The organism is Planobispora longispora (genome assembly GCF_016863135.1).
In the GTDB taxonomy this organism is placed as follows: domain Bacteria; phylum Actinomycetota; class Actinomycetes; order Streptosporangiales; family Streptosporangiaceae; genus Planobispora; species Planobispora longispora.
In genome coordinates this window covers 77,401-99,908 of sequence record NZ_BOOH01000016.1, presented here as the reverse complement: position 1 = coordinate 99,908, position 22,508 = coordinate 77,401, and the positions used below count along the sequence as shown (strand labels likewise).

The 22,508-nt window shown below is 71.2% G+C and carries 18 protein-coding genes; 13 read left to right on the top strand and 5 right to left on the bottom strand.

What is annotated here, in order from left to right:
- Nucleotides 1-156: 156 nt before the first annotated feature.
- The 6 genes from upp (at nt 157) to Plo01_RS08935 (ending at nt 4,505) form a co-directional block, all read left to right on the top strand.
- A complete protein-coding gene (gene upp, locus Plo01_RS08960; protein ID WP_203890045.1) occupies nt 157-795 on the top strand; it encodes a uracil phosphoribosyltransferase in 639 nt (212 codons plus the stop codon).
- Between the two features lie 369 nt (nt 796-1,164).
- Complete coding sequence (locus Plo01_RS08955) at nt 1,165-1,395, top strand: hypothetical protein (protein WP_203890044.1); 231 nt, start codon at nt 1,165-1,167, stop codon at nt 1,393-1,395.
- Nucleotides 1,396-1,508: 113 nt separating this feature from the next.
- Nucleotides 1,509-1,694 (top strand): hypothetical protein, encoded by a 186-nt coding sequence (locus Plo01_RS08950; RefSeq protein ID WP_203890248.1) that lies wholly within the window; start codon nt 1,509-1,511, stop codon nt 1,692-1,694.
- The gene (locus Plo01_RS08945) at nt 1,691-2,221 is read left to right on the top strand and encodes a PH domain-containing protein (RefSeq protein ID WP_203890043.1); all 531 of its coding nucleotides are present in this window, start codon (nt 1,691-1,693) and stop codon (nt 2,219-2,221) included. Before Plo01_RS08950 ends, Plo01_RS08945 begins: the two co-directional genes overlap by 4 nt.
- Before the next feature lie 130 nt (nt 2,222-2,351).
- Nucleotides 2,352-3,707: a helix-turn-helix domain-containing protein gene (locus tag Plo01_RS08940; RefSeq protein ID WP_203890042.1), complete on the top strand. Its 1,356-nt coding sequence runs from the start codon at nt 2,352-2,354 to the stop codon at nt 3,705-3,707.
- Between the two features lie 108 nt (nt 3,708-3,815).
- Entirely contained in the window at nt 3,816-4,505 is a 690-nt protein-coding gene (locus Plo01_RS08935; RefSeq protein ID WP_203890041.1) for a FadR/GntR family transcriptional regulator, read from the top strand.
- Between the two features lie 45 nt (nt 4,506-4,550).
- On the opposite strand, the gene dnaN is transcribed toward Plo01_RS08935, so the two are convergent.
- A complete protein-coding gene (dnaN, locus tag Plo01_RS08930; protein WP_203890040.1) occupies nt 4,551-5,648 on the bottom strand; it encodes a DNA polymerase III subunit beta in 1,098 nt (365 codons plus the stop codon).
- Nucleotides 5,649-5,838: 190 nt separating this feature from the next.
- Here dnaN and Plo01_RS08925 point away from each other — a divergent pair, with 190 nt between their 5' ends.
- Nucleotides 5,839-7,476 carry a methyl-accepting chemotaxis protein gene (locus tag Plo01_RS08925; RefSeq protein ID WP_203890039.1) on the top strand — a complete coding sequence of 546 codons (1,638 nt, stop codon included), beginning with the start codon at nt 5,839-5,841 and terminating at the stop codon, nt 7,474-7,476.
- Between the two features lie 97 nt (nt 7,477-7,573).
- On the opposite strand, the gene Plo01_RS08920 is transcribed toward Plo01_RS08925, so the two are convergent.
- Both Plo01_RS08920 and Plo01_RS08915 read right to left on the bottom strand, forming a co-directional pair.
- Nucleotides 7,574-8,233: a response regulator transcription factor gene (locus tag Plo01_RS08920; RefSeq protein WP_203890038.1), complete on the bottom strand. Its 660-nt coding sequence runs from the start codon at nt 8,231-8,233 to the stop codon at nt 7,574-7,576.
- 25 nt (nt 8,234-8,258) lie between these two features.
- Entirely contained in the window at nt 8,259-9,785 is a 1,527-nt protein-coding gene (locus Plo01_RS08915) for a sensor histidine kinase (protein ID WP_203890037.1), read from the bottom strand.
- 156 nt (nt 9,786-9,941) lie between these two features.
- Between Plo01_RS08915 and Plo01_RS08910 the strand changes: the two genes are divergently transcribed.
- Nucleotides 9,942-10,853, top strand: a complete 912-nt coding sequence (locus tag Plo01_RS08910; protein ID WP_203890036.1) for an ABC transporter ATP-binding protein — start codon at nt 9,942-9,944, stop codon at nt 10,851-10,853.
- Entirely contained in the window at nt 10,850-11,584 is a 735-nt protein-coding gene (locus Plo01_RS08905; RefSeq protein WP_203890035.1) for an ABC transporter permease, read from the top strand. Before Plo01_RS08910 ends, Plo01_RS08905 begins: the two co-directional genes overlap by 4 nt.
- Nucleotides 11,585-11,646: 62 nt before the next feature.
- Here Plo01_RS08905 and Plo01_RS08900 read toward each other — a convergent pair whose 3' ends face one another.
- A complete protein-coding gene (locus tag Plo01_RS08900) occupies nt 11,647-12,876 on the bottom strand; it encodes a DUF5685 family protein (RefSeq protein ID WP_203890034.1) in 1,230 nt (409 codons plus the stop codon).
- A gap of 137 nt (nt 12,877-13,013) precedes the next feature.
- Between Plo01_RS08900 and Plo01_RS08895 the strand changes: the two genes are divergently transcribed.
- Nucleotides 13,014-13,799, top strand: a complete 786-nt coding sequence (locus Plo01_RS08895; RefSeq protein WP_203890033.1) for a phosphodiesterase — start codon at nt 13,014-13,016, stop codon at nt 13,797-13,799.
- A gap of 321 nt (nt 13,800-14,120) precedes the next feature.
- On the opposite strand, the gene dnaB is transcribed toward Plo01_RS08895, so the two are convergent.
- Nucleotides 14,121-15,476 carry a replicative DNA helicase gene (gene dnaB, locus Plo01_RS08890; protein WP_068928231.1) on the bottom strand — a complete coding sequence of 452 codons (1,356 nt, stop codon included), beginning with the start codon at nt 15,474-15,476 and terminating at the stop codon, nt 14,121-14,123.
- A 411-nt stretch (nt 15,477-15,887) separates the two neighbouring features.
- Between dnaB and Plo01_RS08885 the strand changes: the two genes are divergently transcribed.
- The 3 genes from Plo01_RS08885 (at nt 15,888) to Plo01_RS08875 (ending at nt 22,501) form a co-directional block, all read left to right on the top strand.
- Nucleotides 15,888-17,189: an MATE family efflux transporter gene (locus tag Plo01_RS08885; RefSeq protein ID WP_203890032.1), complete on the top strand. Its 1,302-nt coding sequence runs from the start codon at nt 15,888-15,890 to the stop codon at nt 17,187-17,189.
- Nucleotides 17,190-17,406: 217 nt separating this feature from the next.
- Nucleotides 17,407-18,906, top strand: coding sequence for an APC family permease (locus Plo01_RS08880; RefSeq protein ID WP_203890031.1), 1,500 nt, complete (start codon nt 17,407-17,409; stop codon nt 18,904-18,906).
- A 232-nt stretch (nt 18,907-19,138) separates the two neighbouring features.
- On the top strand, nt 19,139-22,501 hold the full coding sequence (locus tag Plo01_RS08875) for a choice-of-anchor Z repeating domain-containing protein (protein ID WP_203890030.1): 3,363 nt from the start codon (nt 19,139-19,141) through the stop codon (nt 22,499-22,501).
- Nucleotides 22,502-22,508 lie beyond the last annotated feature (7 nt).

Below are 22,508 nucleotides of genomic sequence, written 5' to 3'. Positions count from 1 at the left end.
ATCCCCACCGAGCGGCCCTGGTACGGAGGCCAATGCTTCCAGAACCGGGCTGCAGTCGTACGACGTCCGTCCAAATTGTGATCAGATCTCCCCCGTGGGCGTGTCACGGGTAGTCCGTTATCCCCTCAGCGGCCCTGGAGGATACCGTTTATCCCCATGGAGACCCTGGTCGTTGACCACCCGCTCGTGGCACACAAGCTGACCGTCCTGCGGGACGAGAACACCGACTCGCCGACCTTCCGGCGGCTGGCCGACGAGCTCGTGACGCTGCTCGCCTACGAGGCGACCCGGCACGTCCGGGTGAGCGAGGTGACGGTGCAGACGCCCGTCGCCCCGGCGCGGGGCGTACGGCTGGCGCACCCCCACCCCCTGGTGGTGCCGATCCTCCGCGCCGGTCTCGGCATGCTGGACGGGATGACCCGGCTGCTGCCGACCGCCGAGGTGGGCTTCCTGGGGATGATCCGCAACGAGTCGACCCTCAAGGCGGAGACCTACGCCACCCGGCTCCCCGACGACCTGTCCGGGCGTCAGGTCTACGTGGTCGATCCGATGCTGGCCACCGGCGGCACCCTGGCCGCGGCGATCGAGTTCCTCTTCGAGCGCGGGGCCGACGACGTGACCGCCCTGTGCCTGCTGGCCGCGCCCGAGGGCATCGCCTACATGGACCAGGCGTTCGCCGGCAGCGGCAAGCCGATCCGCCTGGTGACCGCCGCCCTCGACGAGCGGCTCAACGAGCACGGCTACATCGTCCCCGGCCTGGGCGACGCCGGAGACCGCCTCTACGGCGTCGTCTGAGCCGCACCCGCCGCCCGGACCCACCTCACCCGCCGCCCGGATCCACCTCACCCGCCGCCCGGATCCACCTCCCCCGCCGCCCGGATCCACCTCCCCCGCCGCCCGGATCCACCTCCCCGCCGGAAACGCCGTTCCCGGCCGCGATCGGAGGCTCTTCGGTCACGCTCGGAACGCCCGTCACTCTCCGGCGTCACAGAGCCGCCCGGAATCACTCGCTTGCCCTACGACTCGCCTGTTTTCTCCTGCGGGTCGGCGGGGCATTCGTCCAACCCATCGTTACAATCTGTCGTTACATGGGTACGAAGAGTGCCGAAGCATCTCTTCCGCGCCCTCGATCCCGATGGTCGTGGACGCATCTCAGGGAGAACAGTGAGCGAGCGAAACACCCCGGCCCCGGACCCGGACCCATACGCGGAGGTCAGCGCCACGCTGCGGGAGGAGTTCTCCGAGGTCCACCCGGCCGCCACCGTGACCCGCTGCATCGACGCGGCGCACTACGGCGCACTGGAGATCACCGGGTACGCCCATCCCGGTCTGGTCGAGCGGATCGCCCGCAAGCATCTCCAGGTCCTCGCGCTGGTCGCGAGCGGGCGCGAGTAACCCCCGCATCATCGGTCCTCCCAGGTCTCCCCGGTCCTCCGGCCGGCGTCAGACCTGATGGGCCGATGCGCTTTACCCCGCGAGGGGCGTGGGTAATGTATACGTCGGGTGCAGTGGGTGAGTGGTGGCTGGAGGCCGAAGTGCAGGTCAAGAAGGTTCTGAAGTACGGCGCCATCGCCTTCGTCGCATTCTTCCTGCTCAAACGGCCGGATGACGCGGCAGGCGCGGTTCGGGGCGCCCTCGACTCGGTGTTCGACGCGGCCGACTCCCTGGCCCAGTTCGTGTCCCATCTGTCATGAGACTCGTGACCCATGGGGACTCCGCCCCATCGTCGGTCAACCGCTATCTGCTCCCCCACGAACACCAGGTCATCATGGTGCGGCGCCACCCGGCCGTGCTGCTCCGTCCCGTCGCGGAGGTCTTCGGCGGACTCATCATCGCCGGACTGCTCAGCACGTGGCTCAGCAATCAAGACGCCGGCGGAGGCATCTTCGTCGTCTGGTGGGCCTGGCTTCTCGTCTTGATCCGCTTTGTATGGAAAGTCGCGGAATGGTCAGTTGACTACTTCGTAGTAACTTCCAAACGCATGCTGCTCACCACGGGCCTCATCACGCGTAAGGTCGCGATGATGCCGCTCACCAAGGTGACCGACATGAGCTTCCAGCGCTCCCTGCTCGGCCGGATGCTGGGATACGGGGAGTTCATCCTGGAGTCGGCCGGTCAGGACCAGGCGTTGTCGACCGTCCCGTACATCCCGTATCCGGAGACCCTCTACCTCGAGGTCTGCCAGATGCTATTCCCCAGCGCGAACGACTCGGACGATTAATCCGCTCCGCCCGGTATGACGGAGCAGCCGGGAAGAGCGCGGCCGATGATTCTTGCTGGGGGTTACCTTATTCGACTTCTTCATGCAATCATGGCGGAAACATTGACCATCCCCCGCCCTGAGAGATCAGATGCCGAGTCAGGGAACCATCGGTGACCGTGTCCGCGGGTTGCGGCTGAGCAGGCGCATGTCCCAGGCGCAGCTGGCCGGGCCGGACCTTTCCGACAGCTACGTCTCCCTCATCGAGTCGGGCAAGCGCACGCCCACGCCTGTGGTCGCCCGGTTACTCGCCGAGCGGCTGGGGTGCACCACCGAGTTCCTGCTGCACGGCATCGAGCCGCGCCAGCGCATCGACACCGAGCTCGGCCTGCGCCATGCGGAGCTGGAGCTGCACCACGGCGATCCCGCCGCGGCGGCCGACCGCTTCGGCGAGATCGTCAAGGTCGCGGGCGAGGAGAACGCCATGCTGGCCGCCCACGCGCGGTTCGGCAGGGCCCACGCCCTGGAGGCCCGGGGTCTGATCGGTTCCGCGGTGGAGGCGTTCGAGAAGCTCCGCCGCGAGGCCGCCGCCCACCCGGAGCGCCTGGCGATCCTGCCGCTGACGGTCGCCCTGAGCCGGTGCTACCGCCGCGGCGGCGACAGCCTGCGCGCCCGCGACCTGGCGACCGCCGCCCTGGCCCAGGCCGGCCGGCTCTCCCTGGTCCAGGGCGAGCTCGCCGCCGATCTGGCCCTCTGCCTGCTGGAGAGCGTGACGGCGCGCGACCTGCGCTCCTCCGCCATGGCATACGTCCGCGAGGTCGTCCTGGCCAACGGCGTGCCGGCCGCAGCCGGCCGGGAGGACGAGGTCCACGCCCTCTGGCAGGCGAGCGTCACCGCCGCCGACAACGAGGACTCGGCGCTGGCCGTCCACCTCGCCGACGACGCGATCGCGACGGGCCGTCCCGCGCGGATGTCGGTCAAGTTCGCCCGGATCGCGATGGAGTGGGCGCGGCTGGTGGCGGTCTCCGACGATGAGCCGATCGAGGAGACCTACGAGCTCGCGAGCGCCGCGACCGGAGTTTTTGCATCGTTCCCGCGCCACGCCCACGACCACGCCAGGAGCCTGGTGGTGCTGGCCCAGCTGGGTCTGCGGCGCGGCGATCTGGAGGGCGCCGACCGTACGGCCGGGTCCGTCCTCACCCTGCTCCCGGACCGTTCCAGTGTCGTCGCCGCCAGCGCGCGGCTGGTGCTGGCCGAGGTGGCGCTCGCGCGCGGAGAGGATGCCGTCCCCGTTCTCGACGGCGCCCGTGAGGCGCTCGCCGCGGCGCAGCCGGCCCTCGCCGCCCTCGATCGCGAGTGCGCTCAGGCCTGGCGCCGACTCGGCGACCTCTACGGCCGAGCGGGTGTGCGAGAAGAGCAGACGAGCGCGTATCGTAAGGCGCTGGAGGCGGTCGGTGTCCGCGGCGCGCTGGTAGGCATGATCGTCGATTCGGCACTGGTCCGGTAAGACGTTCCTTGCTCCCGGCGTTCCAGATTTGGTTTTATGCCTCTGGAATAATTAGGGTCTATCAGTCATTGACTCATAGGATGATTGGTTCCCCAGAGGAGGCGGACTGTGAGTCTGCGTACGGCGCAGCGAGCGTCCCTCGTCGACCAGGTGATTGATCAGCTCAAAGAGCAGATCACGTCGAACTCCTGGCAGATGAACGCGAAGATCCCCACCGAGACCGTGCTCGCCGAGCAGTTGGGGGTCGGACGCAACACCGTCCGCGAGGCCGTACGGGCGCTGACCCACGCGGGCTTGCTGGAGTGCCGCCAGGGCGACGGCACTTACGTGCGGGCCACGAGCGAGCTGTCCGGCGCCATGCTGCGGCGGCTGCGCGCCGCCGAGCAGCTGGAGATCCTGGAGGTCCGGCGGGCCCTGGAGGTGGAGGCCGCGCGGCTGGCCGCCACCCGGCGCACCGACGAGGACATCGCCGCCATCGAGGCCGCCCTGACCGAGCGGGAGAAGGCCTGGGAGCTCGGCGAGCCCAACGCGTTCGTCGAAGCCGACCTCGCCTTCCACGTCGCGGTCGTCCGGGCCACGCACAACCGCGTCCTGGTCGACCTCTACGAGGACTTCTCCGCCGCCCTGCGGGCCAGCATCACCGCCGCCGGCACCTCGCTCAACAGCAGCTACATCCCCCACGACGCGATCGCCCGCGCCATCGCCGCCGGTGACGCGAGCGCGGCCGAGCGAGCCGGCCACGCGTGCATGGAGCACATCCTCATCTCGCTGACCGAGTCGCAGGAGATCTCCTCCTGACGGGCGGCCGGGGCTCTCGAGCCCCGGCCGGGTGAGCCCCTCGCGTCAGGCGTGGCGCAGCGACATGACCAGGTAGCGGAAGTCTGGCTCGGCGTCCCCGGGGACCTCGGCGATGAGCGCGGGACGGGTCGGGGACTCCATGTTGATCCGGACCAGCTCGGTGTGGACCCCGGCCAGGCCGTCCAGCAGGAACTGGGACTGGAAGGCGATCCGGATGTCGTCGCCGGTCAGCTCGGCGTCCACCACTTCCATGCCCCGGCCGAAGTCGCCGCCTCCCGCCTGGACGACCACCTGCCCCTGGGTGAACGACAGACTGATCGCGGTGTTGCTCCCCGCGACCAGCGCAACCCGCTTGATCGCCTCGACGAACGGGGCGGTCTGCAGGTCGGCCCCGATGGACCAGCTGTCGGTCAGCCGTGAGCGATAGTCGATGAACTGCTCGTCCAGCAGGCGGACCGTGGTGCTGCGGCCCACGCTCTCGAAACCGGCGATGCCCTCGCCCACGGCCACCGCCACCTCGCCCCCGCGCAGCGACCTGGCCACATCGACGAGCACGCGCGCGGGGACCATGGCGGCCGCCGCGGCGTCGGGCTGCTCGGGACGCCAGTCGAAGTCCCTGGCGGCGATGCGGTAGCGGTCGGTCGCGGCCATCGTCATGTTCTCGCCGGAGACGTCGATCCTGACGGCGGTCAGCATGGGCAGGGCCTCGTCACGGCTGGCCGCCGGGGCGACCTGGCCGACCGCGGTCGCGAAAACCCCGCCGCCGACGGCGCCGATCCTGGGGGGCATCTCCGGCAGCGTCGGGAAGTCCTCCACCGGCATGGTCAGCAGGCCGAACTCGGCGCTTCCGCAGGTCAGCACCGCCTCCGACCCGTCGGTGACGACCTCCACGGGCTCGTCGGGCAGGCTGCGCGTGATCTCCGCGAGGATCCGGCCCGGGAGCAGCACCCGGCCGGGCTCCGCCACGTCGGCCTCCACCGACGCGCGGGCCGAGACGTCGTAGTCGAAGGCCGACAGCACGAGGTCGTCACCCGCCTCCAGGAGCAGGCCGGACAGGACCGGGACGGCCGGCCGGCTCGGCAGCACCCGGGCGGCCCACGCCACAGCCTCGGCCAGGACATCACGGTTAACCCGGAACTTCACCTCGTGTCCCCTTCTGCTGGCGGATGCCGTACTTCTTCAGAACGTTAGCCGCTGCCGCCGACAGAACAAGCTCAGGCCGCGTTCCCCCACTTCACCGCGTTCCGCGGCAAAAAGGGCGGAAAGCGGTGGAAGGCGGTGGAAATTCGCACAGGTGCCTCAACTCCGCGTCCCACCGGCCGATGCTCCGAACATGAGCAGAGGGATGAACACGATGCGCGACGCGCTGGGCCGGATGACCATCAGCAAGGGACTACGTTTCGGCTTCGCCGTGGTGATCGGCATGTTGCTGCTCCCCGCGGTCACCTCTGCCTGGTTCCTGTGGCAGGCGTCGTCGTCGGTGAACGACATCACCGAGGCCGGCATGCCCGGAGCGCGGCTCACCGGCGAGGTCGACGGGCTGATGAACAAGTACCGCAAGGAGCAGTGGGAGTATCTCGCCCTGCCCCCCGGCGACGAGGAGCGGGCTGCGACGGTCGAGGCGATGGCCGAAGAGGACGCCGAGATGAAGGATCTGATCGCCGATCTCCGCGCGCTGCCGCTGGACGAGGCGCACCTCACCACTCTGGACGCCTTCGAGAACGCCTGGTCCGAGTACGTCGGCGTGACCCGCCCGCTGGTCGAGCTGGCCGACAAGGGTGACATCCCGGCGGCCCGCGAGACGTTCGACGGCGGCGCCGGCGACGAGCAGTGGGACAAGCTCAAGGAGAACGTGGCGGCGCTGCGCGAGCTGGACGCCCTGGCCGCGGCCGAGAGCCACGACGACGCCCGCCGCGACCTCATCGTCGGCTTCACCGCGCTGGTCGTGCTGCTGGTGGCCGCCGTGGCCGTCTCGCTGACCGTCCGCCGGGTGCTGGACCGGCGCATCTCCACCGGGCTGCGCCGCCTGTCCGTCGCCGCCGAAGGGATCGCCCGCGGCGACCTCGACCAGCGCGTCGAGGTGACCGCGGACGACGAGATCGCCGAGGTCGCCGCCGCGTTCGACCGCATGGTGGAGTACCTCAACGGGATGGCCGAGGTCTCCCGCCGGATGGCCGAGGGCGATCTCGCCGTCGACACCGCCCCGAAGTCGTCCGAGGACCGGCTGGGGCAGGCGTTCACCTCCATGGTGGCCAACCTCAACGGCTCGATCGGGGAGGTGCGCCACTCGGCGGGCGCGCTCGACGCGGCCTCCCAGGAGCTGTCCGGCGTCTCCGCCGGCGTGCGCACCGCCGTGGGCGAGGTGGTCGGCAACGCCGAGCGCCAGGCCGGCCTCGTCGACGAGGCCCAGCGAGCCGCGCACCAGACCTCCGGCCTGGTCGAGGACGGCATCGGCACGGTGCGGCAGCTGGCTCAGGTGATGCGCGACCTCGACCAGAAGTCCACCCGGATCGGCGACATCGTCGACACCATCTCCCGCATCGCGGGACAGACCAACCTGCTGGCGCTCAACGCCTCGATCGAGGCCGCCCGGGCCGGCGTGCACGGATCCGGTTTCGCGGTGGTCGCGGCGGAGGTCCGCACGCTCGCCGAGGAGAGCAGCAAGGCGGCGCAGTCCATCGCGGACGTGGTGAACGAGATCCAGCAGACCAGCGGCGAGGCCGTCATGGTCGTCGACGAGCACGCCCGCGCGGCGTTCGAGCGCATCGCCGAGGGCACCACCACGCTGCGGGCCGCCCTGGACGAGGTGGGCTCCTTCGCCCGGGCCAACATGACCTCGACCGAGCGCATGGCCGAGGCCACCGGGGCCGTCGCGGACTCGATCCGGCAGCTCACCAGCACGGCCGACCGGCTGCGCGAGGTCACCGGCCGCTTCGAGGTGCGGCGGGCGGCGCCCGCCGGCCGGAACTGACCGGGGTACGGCCGACGGGCCCGCCGACCGGAAGTGGTCGAAGTACGGCAGGCGGGCCCGCAGGCCGGAACTGACCGGGCCTGGAGACGACGGGCGCTCAGGAGCGGACGGCGTTGAGGTAGGCCAGGACGGCCAGGACGCGGCGGTTGTCGTCGTCGGAGGGGGCCAGGTCGAGCTTGGTGAAGATGCTGGCGGTGTGCTTGCCGACCGCGCTCTCGCTGAGGAAGAGCCGCTGGGAGATGGCCGCGTTGGAGCGGCCCTCCGCCATCAGCTCCAGAACCTCCCGCTCGCGCGGCGTCAGCGCGGCCAGGGGTTCGTGCCGGGCGGTGCTGGCCAGCAGCTTGGCGATCACCTCGGGGTCCATCGCGGTCCCCCCGGCGGCGACCCGGCGCACGGCGTCGACGAACTGCTCGGCGTTGAACACCCGGTCCTTGAGGAGGTAGCCGATCGCGCCGGACCCGTCGGCGAGCAGCTCGCGGGCGTAGAGCTGCTCGACGTGCTGGGAGAGCACCAGGACGGGCAGGCCGGGGACCGCCCGGCGGGCGGCCAGCGCGGCCTGCAGGCCCTCGTCGGTGAAGGTGGGCGGGAGCCGGACGTCCACCACGGCCACGTCGGGCCGCTCCCCGGTCAGCGCCTTCAGCAGCTCGGGCCCGGACTCCACGGCGGCCACCACCTCGAACCCGTGGGCCCGGAGCAGGTGGACCAGGCCCTCCCGGAGCAGGTGGAGGTCTTCGGCGATGACGACGCGGGCGCTCATCGGCCCGGCCTGACGATGCGGGGGATCACCGGTGCAACCATAGGCGGCGCGGGGTGGCCTCGGCCATCCACCGTTCGCGGGAGTGCTGGATCGGGATCAGCACGGCCGCGCCGTACATGGCGATGCCGAGGGCGATGTTGAAAATGATCAACGGCCACTGCACCGGCTCGGGCAGGTAGAGGATGTAGAACCAGCTCTTGTTCTCATTCTCGATGATCTTCATGATCGCCGTGACGATTCCCTGCGGGAAGAGCGGGAGCCAGGCGAGACCGTAGCCGAGCCCGACGATCGCCCATTTCCACTTGGGCATCTGCGCCCTCTTGTCGGAGTCGTCCTCCCAGACCAGCGCGTGCGGCAGGTCGACGGTGACGATCGTCGGGCCGCCCGGCGGACTGCTGATGGCCAGCACCCCGTCGAAGGCGGCCAGCCGCCGCTCGATTCCGCGCAGCCCGCTGCCCCGCGCCGGGTCGGCCCCGCCCGAGCCGTCGTCGGTGACGGTGATCCGCAGGGTCTTCCCCCGGTTGCTGATGTCGATCCAGACGCGGTCCGCGCCCCCGTGCCGGACCGCGTTGGTCAGCAGCTCGCTGACCGAGAAGTAGGCCGCCGACTCGACGGGCGGCTCGGGGCGGGTCTTCAGGTCCACGGTGACCTTGACCTCCAACGGGCTGTCCAGGGCGAGGGCCCGTACGGCGTCGCCCAGGCCGCGCTCGGACAGCACCGGCGGGTGGATGCCCCGGACCAGGCCGCGCAGCTCGGTGAGCGCCGTGGAGGAGGCCTCGCGCGCCTTGCCCAGCAACGCCTTGGCCGCCGTGGGGTCGGTCTCCACCAGCGCCTCGACGGCGCCGAGCGTCATGCCGATGGCCACCAGCCGGGCCTGGGCCCCGTCGTGCAGGTCGCGCTCGATCCGGCGCAGCTCGGCCGCCTGCGAGTCGGCCGTCTCCAGGTGCGCCTGGTTGAGGCTGTGGATCCGGCTCGCCAGCAGGGACTTGGCCGTGGGGCCGAGCAGCATCTCGTTCCACCAGCCGTAGAAGCGCAGCAGCCAGGGGGCCGCGGCGGTCGCGGCGACGGCCATCAGCCCCAGGAGCAGCGCCACCGGGTGCCCCTGCCGCGCCGTGGGCACGGCGTACCCGATGGCGATCACGGGCAGCAGCAGGGCGGCGCCCAGAAGCGGGTTGAGCGTGACCCAGAGCAGGTCCCGCCAGGTGGCCGGGTCGCCGAACATCCACTTCCAGCGGTTGTTCCACTCGGGCACGCGGGGTGTCTTGTAGAGCTGGCGGTCGTGGCGGTACCACCCGTCGGGCTGGCGCCGGACCGGCGGCGGGGGCGGCAGGTAGGACGGTCCGATCTCCCGCCCGAGCCACCTGCCGCTCAGCCTCCTGGCGAGCGCCGTGCGCCGCCGGAGCATCCTGGTCCCCGGCGGGAACAGGAAGACGAGTCCCAGCGCGAACGAGAGCACGATCATCAGCACGACCACGACCGTCAGAACCACGTCCGTCAGGGCCAGCAACCCCAGGGACAGGGAGCGGGCCGTGGCCACCGCGTATCGCCTCATGCCATGAAGTCTCGGTGATCGGCCCGGGTCCTGCCAGTGGGGTCGCGCGCCGTACGGGGGTGGAGTTATCCCCACCCCCGTCCGGTGTCCAGGCCGACCCGTGCTCGGTAGTCAGACCGATTACGCCGGAGACGCGCCGTTTCTACCGTCGTTGTCATGAAGGTGATCGAGGTAAGCAACCTCCGCAAGCGGTACAACGACCGGTTCGTGGTGGACGATGTGTCGTTCACCGTCGAAGAGGGCGAGATCTTCGGTGTTCTCGGCCCCAACGGCGCCGGCAAGACGACCACCGTCGAGTGCGTCGCCGGCCTGCGCACCCCCGACTCCGGCGCCGTGAAGGTGCTCGGCGGCCTGAGCGGCGAGAAGCTCAAGGAGAAGCTCGGCGTGCAGCTGCAGAGCTCCGCGCTCCCCGAGCGGCTCAAGGTCTGGGAGGCGCTGGACCTGTACGCCTCCTTCTACAAGGTGTCCGTCGACCCGATGGCGCTGATCGAGCGGGTCGGGCTCGCCGACAAGCGCAACACCCGCTACGGCAAGCTCTCCGGCGGCCAGCAGCAGCGGCTCTCCATCGCGCTGGCGCTGGTCGGCAACCCCCGCGTGGCCATCCTCGACGAGCTGACCACCGGCCTGGACCCGCAGGCCCGCCGGGACACCTGGGAGCTCATCGAGCAGATCCGGGCGGACGGCGTGACGATCGTGCTGGTCACCCACTTCATGGAGGAGGCCGAGCGGCTCTGCGACCGGATCGCGCTGATCGACTCCGGGAAGGTGGTCGCCATCGACAGCCCGGAGGGGCTGATCTCCCGCATCGACCACCAGCAGACCGTCAGGTTCCGGGTCTCCGGCCGGCTCGACGACGCCGTGCTGAAGGCGCTGCCCGAGGTGTCCGGGGTGCACCGGGACGGTGACCGGATCGAGGTCACCGGCGACGGCAACCTGCTGCTCGCGATCACCACCACCCTCGCCGGGGCCGGTGTCGTCCCCGCCGACCTCCGGGTCGAGCAGGCCACCCTCGACGACGCGTTCCTCGCCCTGACCGGCAAGAAGATCACCAATGGAGACGCCCGATGAACAAGATGATCCTGGTCGAGGCCAAGCTGTTCCTCCGCGAGCCCGGCGCGCTGATCTTCGCGATCATGCTTCCGCTCGGCCTCCTGCTCGGCCTGGGCATGATCCCCGACTTCCAGGAGGCCAGCCCGGAGATGGGCGGCCAGCGGGTGATCGACAATCACCTGCCCGCGATGATGACGATCCTCGCGGTGGTGACCATGGCGCTGACCGTGCTGCCCGGCACCCTGGCGGCGTACCGCGAGGCCGGCGTGCTGCGCCGGATGTCCACCACCCCGGTCAGCCCGTTCCGGCTGCTGGTCGCCCAGCTCGTCAACAACCTCGTGATCGCGGTGATCGCCACGGCCCTGCTGATCGGGCTGAGCAACCTCGTCCACGGCACCCCCCTCCCCGGGAGCCCGCTGGCCTTCGCCGGTGTGTTCCTGCTCGGCACCGCCTCGATGTTCGGACTGGGCCTGCTGATCGCCGCGCTGGCCCCCACCGCCAAGGCCGCGCCGGGCGTCGGCTCGATCCTGATGTTCCCGCTGCTGTTCATGGCGGGCATGTGGATCCCCCGGGAGCTGATGCCCGACCTGGTCCGGCAGATCGGCGACTTCCTGCCCATGGCGCCGTTCGCCCAGGCCCTGCGGGACACCTGGGCGGGGAACGCTCCCCAGATGCTGCACCTGATCGTGATGGCGGCGACCCTGGCCGTCACCGGCGGCCTGGCCGCCCGGTTCTTCCGCTGGCAGTGACCCGGACTCCCGGCGCCCCGCCGCCGGTGGCCCGCCTCCCCGGTACGGTCCCGTGCCGGGGATCAGCAGTCGCAGCCGCAGCCGTCGCAACAACCGCCGTCCTTGCAGCAGGAACAGGCGTCGCAACAGCCCGAGCACCCGTTGCAGCACTGCCCGCAGGCGTCGCAGCCGCCGCAGTCCAGGCGCTCCCCGCAGGACTTGAAGCGGTCCTCGTCCCACGGCGGCCGGTAGATCCCGCAGGTGCAGGCCATGAAGCTGAGCGCGAAGCAGAGCCGGGGCCCCCATCCGGGCTCCGGCTTCAGCCTCGGGTCCCGGGGGGTGGTCTTGCCCGGGTCGCGCGGAGTCCGCGGAGGGGCGTTCTGGGCGAGAGGCCCGTGCGCGTCCTCTCCGGCGAGAGCCCCCGCGCCCTCCCGGGGGGAGCACCGACCGGCCGCCGGAGCCTCCTGGCCGAAGACCCGGTCCACCGAGCGGCGGACCTCCTTCACCAGCAGCGCCTTCACCAGGCTCCGCTCCTCCAGGTCCAGATCGGCGACCGCCAGGCGGATGCCGAGCAGCGCGTCGTCGCAGAGGCGGCGGGCCTCGGCGAGGTCCGTGCCGGTGGCGGGCAGCGGGTTGTAGGCGCCGGCGGCGCGGTCTTCCGCTAGGTCCTCCACCGCGTCCACCAGGTGGGCGACCCGGCCGAAGCAACGCCCGACCTCGGCGAGGAGGGCGGCGTTGTGCGGCTTGCCGGCGAGGGTCGCGGTGTGCGCGAACGCCGCCGCGACCGCGTCCTCGGTCGGCCCGGTCAGGTCGAGGAGGGTCAGGTCCGGTACGGCCTCCAGGCGGGTCTGCCGCTCCACCGCGTCCGTCAGCACGGCGGGGTCGAAGCCGACGGCGGCGGCCGTACGGGCTCCGGCCGACTCCCACCGGGCGGCCACCCGGCCCGCGACCGCGGCGACCGGCCGGCGCGCGTAGATCCCGTCACCGTCGGCGATGTGGTCGCGGACCTTGCCCGAGGCCAGGATCAGCGAGGTCGCCGCGGCCAGCCGCACCCCCTCGGCCCGGGCGCCGACCACCTCGGCGCCGGAGAACCCGCGCAGCGCGCAGGGGGCGGCCTCGCGGCGGGGCGAGAGCGCGGGTGCCTGCGCCTCGGTCAGCACCGAGACCAGCAGCCCGTCGTAGTTGGTCACCAGACGGGCCGCGTGCCCGTGCTCGTCGCGCAGCGCCAGGCAGAGGCCGCACAGGTGGGCCATCCACGCCGCGAAAAGCCCGCCGCACATGCCGTGCCGGCACGGCCGAACGATCCCGAACATCTCCACCCCGTCGTCGCACCGGATAAGTGCGGAAAAACTCCCACATGCGCCTTAAGAATGACTTGCAGACGATATGTCATGTGGAGACGTGGAACGCCGGGAAGGCGTGACGGACCGGAAGGTGGCACGCTGGGGAGATGGTGACCCTGGCACACATCAGCGACATCCACATCGACGACACCCCCCGCAGCGTCGACCGGACCCGGGCCGTCATGCGGCACCTGGCCGCCCTGCCCGGTCCCCTCGCCGCCGTCGTCGTGACCGGCGACATCGCCGACCACGGCCTGGTCGGGGAGTACGAGATCGCCCGCGAGCTCCTGGACTCCGGCCTCCCGACGATCGTGTGCCCCGGCAACCACGACGACCGCCAGGCCTTCCGCAAGGCGTTCCTCCGCGAGGAGGAGACCGGTCAGGGCGCTCGCAGCGGCTCCGGCGACGGCTACGGGGACGGCTACGGCCCGGTCAACCAGGTGCTCCGGCTCGACGGCCTCACCGTCGTCCTGTGCGACTCCAGCATCCCCGGACGCCCCGAGGGATACCTGCAGGACGAGACGATCGCCTGGCTGGACGCCGTCCTCGCCGAGTCTCCCGGCGTCCCGACCCTGGTGGGCATGCACCATCCGGCCACCGTCCTGGGCGTCCCCTACGTGGACGAGATCCGCCTGCGCGAACCCGAGCGGCTGGAGGAGGTGCTGCGCCGTCACCCCCAGGTCGTCGCCGTCCTCGCAGGACACGCCCACACCCCGGCGAGCACCCGGTTCGCGGACCGCCCCCTGCTGGTCGCCCCCGGCGTCGTCAGCACCCTGCTGCTGCCCGCGGAGAGCACCCTGCCGATCCCGCTCGACCTCGACCTGCCGCCCCAGATCTCCCTGCACGTCCTCGACGGCGACCGTCTCACCACCCACATCCGGATGGTCGTCTGAGAGCCCACCAGCCCGCCAGCCCGCGCGCCCGTCGAACCCGGCGGGTCCGCACCCCGTACTGCCTGCTGACGGGGGAATCACCCGGTCGCCGTCTCCCGGACGGGCGAGCGGCGGGTCGTCACCGGATGGTCCGGGTCGCTCAGGGGGTACGGGGTCCCCGCCTACCCGAAACCGCTCTACGCGTACGGGGGGACCGCCTTCCCGATCACCGCCATCGACCGGTTCGAGGTCGTGACGGACGACGGCAGGACCCTCGTCACCTTCGACGTGTGAGACGGCCGGCGGGACCGGCGGGCATCCGCGCGTGCGGTGATCGGCGTGTCAGTGCGTGGCCATGTCCACGAACCGGCTGTAGTGGCCCTGGAAGGCCACGGTCACCGTGGCGGTGGGACCGTTACGGTGCTTGGCCACGATCAGGTCGGCCTCTCCGGCACGAGGGGATTCGCGCTCGTATGCGTCTTCCCGATGGAGAAGGATGACCATGTCCGCATCCTGCTCGATACTTCCCGACTCGCGAAGGTCGCTGACCATGGGCCTCTTGTCCGTTCGCTGCTCCGGGCCACGGTTCAGCTGGGAGATCGCGATGACCGGGACCTCCAGCTCCTTGGCGAGCAGCTTGATCGCACGGGAGATCTCGGAGACCTCGTTCTGGCGGCTCTCGGTCTTCTTCGGCGAGGACATCAGCTGGAGATAGTCGATGATGACGAAGCGCAGGTCGTTGCGTTGCTTCAGGCGGCGGCACTTGGCCCGGATCTCCATCATCGACATGTTCGGCGAGTCGTCGATGAACAGCGGCGCCTCGGCCACCTCGCCCATCCGCCGGGCCAGTCGCGCCCAGTCGTCGTCGGTCAGCGAGCCCGACCGCATGGAGTGCAGCGCCACCCGGGCCTCCGCCGAGAGAAGGCGCATCGTGATCTCGTTTCTGGACATTTCCAGCGAGAACACGACAGTCGTCATGCCGTGCTTGATGGCGGCGGATCTCGCGAAATCCAGCCCCAGAGTCGACTTGCCGATCGCGGGGCGGGCGGCCACGACGATCATCTGGCCGGGGTGGAGGCCGTTGGTGAGGGAGTCGAGGTCCTGGAAGCCGGTGGGGACGCCGACCATCTGGCCGCTCCGGCTGCCGATGGCCTCCAGCTCGTCGAGGGCGCCCGGCATGATCTCGGACAGGGGGACGTAGTCCTCGGAGGTGCGCCGCTCGGTGACCTTGTAGATCTCCGCCTGGGCGCGGTCGACCAGGTCGTCGACCTCCTCGTCCTGACCGCCGTAGCCGTAGGAGACGATGCGGGTGCCGGCCTCGATGAGGCGGCGGAGGATGGCCTGCTCGCGGACGATGCGGGCGTAGTAGCCCGCGTTGGCGGCGGTGGGCACGACGGAGGTCAGCGTGTGGAGGTAGGCGGCGCCGCCGACCCGGGCGACCTCCCCGCGCTTCTGCAGCTCGCCGAAGACGGTGACGGCGTCGGCGGGGTCGCCGCGTCCGTAGAGGTCGGTGATGATGTCGTAGACGAGCTGGTGCGCGGGACGGTAGAAGTCGTCGGAGCGGAGGATCTCGACGACGTCGGCGATGGCGTCCTTGGACAGCAGCATGCCGCCGAGGACGGACTGCTCGGCCTCGATGTTGTTCGGCGGCGTGCGCTCGAACCCCGGCTCGAAGACTGGCGGCTCCACGAGGCTCACCCACGCACCCCCCTTCGATCGCGGTCCTGCCACCCCCAGTTGTAGCCGACCGGTATGACAGTTTCGCCGTTCTCCGGAGCAGGTGGCAACGCGACCTGTCGACAAGGCTGTGGATAACGTGTGGAGTTCTCCGGCAGAGGTGTGGGCAGCCTGTGGAAACTCCTGTGGACAATAGTTTTCCACAGCCCGCGACACCCTTCTGAGCAGGGGAAATCTCCTCCACCGGCTGTGGAGGAAAGAAAGTCGGGGCGACACGCCGAGACCGGTTTCGCATGGCTCACCGGACCGGCGCGGCTTCGTCGGCCACCGCGGGCCCCCTCCGCCCCGGCCGTCCCCGCCGACCGTTCACCCCCTCCCGGAAGGCCCGCACCCCTGTGGAAAACGGTCGCATGTAAGAGGCAGAATAGGGCCGTGCCCATTACTCTCGGTGACCGCGACCGGCAGATCCTCAAGCTGGCCGTTCCCGCCTTCGGAGCCCTGATCGCCGAGCCGCTCTTCCTCCTGACGGACACGGTCATCGTCGGCCGCCTGCCCGCTCCCGCGCTCGGCGCGCTGGGGGTCGCGAGCACGGTGCTGAGCGCGCTGGTGGGTCTGTGCGTCTTCCTCGCCTACGGCACCACCGCGGCCGTGGCCCGGCAGATCGGCGCGGGCGACACCCGGCGGGCGATCCGCCACGGGGTGGACGGCCTCTGGCTGGCCGCCGGGGTCGGCCTGGCCGCCATCGCGGCGGTGTGGCCGCTCGCGCCCTACCTCGTCCACCTGCTCGGGGCGGAGGGCGAGCTGGCCCGGCAGGCGGTCACCTACCTGCGGGTCAGCCTCCTGGGCGTGCCGTCGATGTTGCTGGTGCTGGCCGGGACGGGCGTGCTGCGCGGGATGCGGGACGCCATGACGCCGCTGCTGGTCTCCGTCGGGGCCTTCGCGCTCAACGCGCTGCTCAACGTCCTGTTCGTGCTGGGACTCGGCTGGGGCGTCGCGGGCTCGGCCTGGGGCACCGTCCTGGCCCAGACCCTCGCCGCCGCGGTCTACCTGGTGATGATGTTCGCCCGCCACCGGGCCCCCTTCCGGCCCGACCCGGCCGGGATCAGGGCCGCGGGGACGGCGGGGGCCGCCCTGGTGGTCCGTACGGCGTGCCTGCAGGCCGTGCTGATCATCGCCACGTCCGCGGCCACCCGGATGGGAGAGGCGCAGATCGAGGCGCACACGATCATCTTCAGGATCTGGACCCTCCTGGCCTTCGCCCTGGACGCCATCGCCATCGCCGGGCAGACCATCACCGGTCACTCCCTGGGCGCCGGCGACGTGGCGGGCACACGCGCCGCGACCCGGCGGATGGTCGCCTGGGGCGTCGGCTCCGGCGTGGCCCTCGGCCTCCTGGTGATCGTGAGCGGGCCGTTCCTCCCGGGCCTGTTCGACGCGGAGGCGGCGGTGGCCCGGGAGCTGTCCGCCCCGCTGTGGGTGGCGGCGCTCCTGCAGCCGGTCGCCGGGGTGGTGTTCGTCCTGGACGGGGTGCTGATCGGCGCGGGGGACCAGTCCTACCTCGCCCGGGCGGGGGTGTGGACGACGCTCGCCTACCTGCCCGCCGTTCTGCTGGTGCTCGTCTCCGGGGGCGGCCTGGTCGCGCTGTGGACGGCGCTGGGGGTGTGGATGGCGGCCCGGCTGGTGACCCTGGGGCTGCGCGCGAGGGGTGACAGGTGGCTGGTGACCGGCGCGTGAGAGGGCGGCGGGCGCCGTAACCGCCGGGCATGTGACGGGTGGTGCACGGAAGACCGCCGAGGTGGTGATCGGCGTGTGACACGGAGGTGTCCACGACGTAATCGCATACCCCTTGTACCGCCGCATCCCCTACGGCACTGTGAAACGGGTCCGGCAACAAAGGTGTTGTACCGTCACGATTGGCCGCATCGTGCCCGAGGGTCGCTCTTCATCCGTCATGCGCCGCCTGCCCCCGACCGAGGCGACAGGCCTCTGGAGCGGTGCCCGTCATGCCCTGCCCACGGCGTACGGCACGACCGACCTCGTCGTCCTCGGCCTCGGCGTCATGATCGGCGCGGGGATCTTCAGCCTCGCCGGCCGCCAGGCGGCCACCATGGCCGGGCCCGGCGTGATCCTCTCCTTCATGATCGCGGGCATCACCAGCCTGCTCGTGGCCTTCTGCATCGCCGAGCTGTCGTCGGCCATGCCGGCCTCCGGAAGCGCTTACACCTTCACCTACGTCATCTTCGGCGAGGTGTGGGCCTGGATCGTCGGCTGGGCCCTGGTGATGGAGCTGCTGCTGGCCACCGCGGTGGTGGCGCGCGTCTGGTCGCTGTTCGCCGCCCAGATGCTCGCCGATCTGGGCGTGCGCGCGCCCGAGCCGCTGGCCGGGTTCATCGGCCAGATCGAGGGCTTCGACCTGTTCACCCTGCTCATCCTGGTGCTGCTGACGGGCGTGGTCGCGCTCGGCGCCCGGGTCGGCCTCCGCGCCCTGTGGATCATCGTGATCGCGAAGCTGGTGGCCATCGGCGCGGTCATCATCGTCGGCGCCACCCACTTCGACCAGGACAACCTCGCCGCCATCCCGGCCCCGCCGGCCCCGGTCGAGGCGGCCTACGACACCCTGCACTCCCCGCTGCTCGGCATCGTCCTCGGCCAGACGACCGCGTTCGGCTGGTTCGGCATCTTCGCCGCCGCCGCCACGATCACCTTCGCCTACATCGGCTTCGACGTGGTGGCCACGGCCGCCGAGGAGGCCGAGGACGCTCCCCGGTCCGTCCCCAAGGGCATCATCCGGGGCCTGGTGATCACCACGGTCCTCTACATCGCGGTCGCGATCGTGGTGGTCGGCATGACCCCGTACGACAAGATCGACACCGATGCCCCGCTCGCCAGCGCCTTCCGCCAGGCGGGCGAGGGGTTCATGGTCCACGTCATCAACATCGGCGCGGTCCTGGGCCTCACCACGGTCGTGCTGGTCCTGCTCGTCGGCCTGACGCGGGTGGTCTTCTCGATGGCCCGCGACGGGCTCTTCCCCCGCCCGCTGGCCAAGATCAACCGCAGCTACCACAGCCCGACCACCGCCACCCTGGTCATCGGCGGCCTGGCCATCCTGCTGGCCGAGTTCGTGCCGGTGCTCACGCTGGAACCGCTGGTCGTGATCGGCACCCTGTTCGCGTTCATCATGGTGGCCGCCGGAGTGATCCGGATGCGCCGGACGATGCCGGACCTGCCCCGGGGCTTCCGCACCCCGCTCTCCCCTTACGTGCCGATCGCCTCGATCCTCGCCAGCCTCTGGCTCATGGTGAACCTCCAGGTCGTCACCTGGCTGTACTTCCTCGCCTGGATGGCCTTCGGCCTGCTGGTCTACCTGGTGTACGGCAGACGCAAGAGCGTCCTCGGCGGCGGCAGCCCGCCGCTCGCCCTCGTCGACGCGCGGGGGCGGCACCGCCGCTGACGAGGACGGGACGCGGCCGCGAGGACCGGCCGGGCGAGACCCGGCGTGAAGATCTGTGGCCCGGCGAGGCAAAAATCATGTGATTTACCTCAAGTTCTGACATCTCCCACCGAAGCTCCTCTCACGCTTCGAATCCGGAAGCTCACCTTCGGTAGGAGATATAGATCATGGACGGTAGGTCATGGCCATAGGGTCACCGCGGCCCGCGAGGGCCGCCACGTACCGGAGCCGCGTGACGGCTCTGGCGATGTCCCTCCTCCTGGGAACCACCGCGTCACTGCACCTGCAGGCGGGACCGGCCGCCGCGGCCACCCCGGCGGCGGAGGCCGCGGCCGAGACCGCGCTCGGCGTGAACATCGCGCCGGTGCGCGACTGGACCCCCGAGTGGCCCTTCGTCGACGCCTTCCGGACCTCGCGCCCCTGGATCAGCCAGCGGACGGGCGCCGGCTGGGGGCAGGGGCCGGCGCTGCAGCTGGACGAGCACGGCTGGGTGCGCAGCATGGAACCCGGCCAGTACGTCGACGCCGCCATCTTCACCAGCGGCGACTACCCGATCGGCACGTACGTCGTCACCTGGGAGGGCGACGGCGACGTGACGTTCTTCGGCGGCGGCACGATCTCCAACCGCACCGCCGGCCGCTTCGAGTACAACCCCCAGACCGCCGGCCGCGCGGACTACGCCCCCGGCAGCGGCGGGCGCTTCCTGCGGATCACCCGGACCGATCCGGACGACTACGTCCGCAACATCCGCGTCTGGATGCCGGGCTTCGAGCACACCGGCGAGCAGCAGGTGTTCCACCCGCAGTTCCTCGACAGCCTGGAGGGCATGAAGACGCTGCGCTTCATGGACTGGATGGGCACCAACGCCTCGCCGTACACCACTTGGGAGAGTTACCCGACCCCCGAGTCGTCGACGCAGGTGCGCGGCGTGGCGGTCGAGCTCATGATCGATCTGGCCAACCGCGTCGGCGCGGACCCCTGGTTCAACATCCCGCACCAGGCCGACGACGCGTTCGTCCGGTCCTTCGCCCGGGTCGTGCGGGACAGGCTGGCGCCGGGACGCAAGGCCTACGTCGAGTACTCCAACGAGCTGTGGAACAGCGCCTACGCCTTCCAGCAGACCCCGTGGGCCCGCACCAGGGGTCAGGAGCTCAACCTGGCCGCGGAGCCGTGGGTGGCCGGCCAGCGCTACCAGGCGCTGCGCTCGGTGGAGACCTTCCGGATCTGGAACGAGGAGTTCGGCGCCGAGGCCGGCGCCCGGCTGGTGCGCGTGATGGGAGTCCAGTCCGGCAACATCGGCGTGGCCCGCGACGTCCTCTCCTACCAGAACACCCACCAGCACGTGGACGCGATCGCCGTCGCGCCGTACTTCGACTGCAGCGACCGGTGGATCCCCGGCGACTCCCGCACCCACTTCCCCGGGCACCCCACCGTCGCCCCGTACGTCAAGGAGGGCGGCGTCGACCGCCTGCTCCAGGCGTGCCAGCGCTCGATCGACACGGGCGTGCGCGACCAGATCCTCCGCCACAAGGAGCTGGCCGACCAGTACGGCCTGTCCCTGGTGGCCTACGAGGCCGGTCAGCACCTGGCCGGCATCCTGGGCGCGGAGAACGACGACGCCCTGACCGCGCTGTTCGGCGCCGCCAACCGGCACCGGCGCATGCGCGACCTGTACGCCCGGTACCTGGACCAGTGGCGCGAGCTCGGCGGAGGCGCCATCGCGCTGTTCCTCACCACCGAGCACCTGTCCAAGTGGGGGTCGTGGGGCCTGAGGGAGCGCCTCGACCAGCCGCTGGCCGACGCCCCCAAGGCCCTGGCGGCCGACGAGTTCCTCCAGGCGCTGCGCCAGGTGCCGGTGCGGGTGTCCGCGCCGACCGTCACCTCCCTGTCGCTCCAGTCGGACCTGGCCGCCGGCGGCGCCACCCTCACCCTCAGGGGCGCCAACCTGGCCAGCACGAGCACGGTCCGCTTCGGCCAGGTCAGCGCGCCCTTCCACACCGTCCAGGCCGACGGCGTCACCCACCTCGTCGTCACCACTCCCCGGTTCGACCGGGGCGGCGTCGTCGACGTGACGGTGACCAACCCGGCGGGTGTCAGCCCGGCGACGCCGGCGTCCCGGTTCACCTACCACCCGCCGCCCGCCGTGACCTCGCTCTCCCCCGCGACCGCCCTGACCGTCGGCGGCACCACCGTCACCCTCACCGGCACGGCGCTGACCGGCGCCGAGACGGTGCGCATCGGCACGGTCACCGTCCCGGCGCGGATGCTGTCGCCGACCTCGATGGAGTTCACCGTCCCCGCCCGGACCCAGACCGGAGCGGTCGACGTCACCGTCACCACCCCGTACGGCACCAGCCCGGTCGTGCCCGCCGCCCGGCTGACCTACGTCAACCCGCCCCGGCCCGTGGTCACGAACATGTCCGCCTCCAGCGGACCGGCCCAGACCTCCACGACGGTGCTGATCAACGGATCCAACTTCCGCGGCGCCACGAGCGTCACCATCGGTTCCCAGGAAGCGGCGTTCACCGTCCTGTCGGACTCCCAGATCCGCGCGGTCTTCCCCCCGCAGCCCCACAACACCTGGGTGAACGTGCACGTCTTCACGCCCGGCGGCCACAGCGACGCGCACGCGGAGACGGACTTCCACTACATCGCCGCACAGGTTCCCGCCGTGACCGGCCTGTCCGTCACCGGCGGACATGCCGACGTCCCCCACACCGTGCTCGTCAACGGGCGGGGCTTCACCTGGGCGACGCAGGTGACCGTCGGCGGCGTGCCGGCGCCGTTCACCTTCGTCTCCAGCACCCAGCTGAGCGCCACCTTCCCCGCCCGGACCTCTCCGGGAGCGGCCGACGTGCAGGTCACCACTCCGGCGGGCACCAGCCCGATCACCGCGAGCGGCGTGTTCACCTACACCGCGCCGCCGCCGCAGCCACAGCCGGAACCGCAGCCGGAGCCACAGCCGGAACCGGAACCGGAACCGCAGCCAGGGCCACAGCCGGAACCTGAGCCCGAACCTGAGCCGCAGCCGCAGCCGCAGCCGGAACCCGAGCCGCAGCCGGAGCCCGAGCCGGTCGTGACCGGTCTGTCCGTCACCGGCGGCCGGACCCACGTCCCGCACACCGTGCTCGTCAACGGACAGGGCTTCACCGGGGCGTCACGAGTGACCGTCGGCGGCGTGCCGGTTCCGTTCACCTTCGTCTCCGACACCCGGCTGAGCGTCACCTTCCCCGCCCGGACCTCCCAGGGCAAGGTCGGCGTGCAGGTCACCACCCCGGCGGGCACCAGCCCGATCGCCCAGGACGGCGTGTTCACCTACACCGCGCCACCGCGGCCGGTCGTGACCCGCCTGTCGGTGAACCGCGGGCCGGCCAAGGCCCGGACCACGGTCCTGGTCGACGGGAAGGGCTTCACCGCCGCCTCCCGGGTGACCGCGGGCGGCGTGCCGGCCTCGTTCACCCGCGTGTCGGACACGCGGCTCAAGGTGGTCCTCCCCACCCGCGCGGCCGGAACCGCGTACGTGCAGGTGACCACCCCGGGCGGCGTCAGCGCCGTCGCCAAGGCCGCGGCCTTCACCTGGGTGGCGTCCCGGTGAGCGCGCC

Coding starts and splice junctions, on each gene's coding strand:
- upp (WP_203890045.1), top strand. CDS start 157: ATGGAGACCCTGGTCGTTGACCACCCGCTCGTGGCACACAAGCTGACC.
- Plo01_RS08945 (WP_203890043.1), top strand. CDS start 1,691: ATGAGACTCGTGACCCATGGGGACTCCGCCCCATCGTCGGTCAACCGC.
- Plo01_RS08940 (WP_203890042.1), top strand. CDS start 2,352: ATGCCGAGTCAGGGAACCATCGGTGACCGTGTCCGCGGGTTGCGGCTG.
- Plo01_RS08925 (WP_203890039.1), top strand. CDS start 5,839: ATGAGCAGAGGGATGAACACGATGCGCGACGCGCTGGGCCGGATGACC.
- Plo01_RS08920 (WP_203890038.1), bottom strand. CDS start 8,233: ATGAGCGCCCGCGTCGTCATCGCCGAAGACCTCCACCTGCTCCGGGAG.
- Plo01_RS08915 (WP_203890037.1), bottom strand. CDS start 9,785: ATGAGGCGATACGCGGTGGCCACGGCCCGCTCCCTGTCCCTGGGGTTG.
- Plo01_RS08910 (WP_203890036.1), top strand. CDS start 9,942: ATGAAGGTGATCGAGGTAAGCAACCTCCGCAAGCGGTACAACGACCGG.
- Plo01_RS08905 (WP_203890035.1), top strand. CDS start 10,850: ATGAACAAGATGATCCTGGTCGAGGCCAAGCTGTTCCTCCGCGAGCCC.
- Plo01_RS08900 (WP_203890034.1), bottom strand. CDS start 12,876: ATGTTCGGGATCGTTCGGCCGTGCCGGCACGGCATGTGCGGCGGGCTT.
- Plo01_RS08895 (WP_203890033.1), top strand. CDS start 13,014: ATGGTGACCCTGGCACACATCAGCGACATCCACATCGACGACACCCCC.
- Plo01_RS08880 (WP_203890031.1), top strand. CDS start 17,407: ATGCGCCGCCTGCCCCCGACCGAGGCGACAGGCCTCTGGAGCGGTGCC.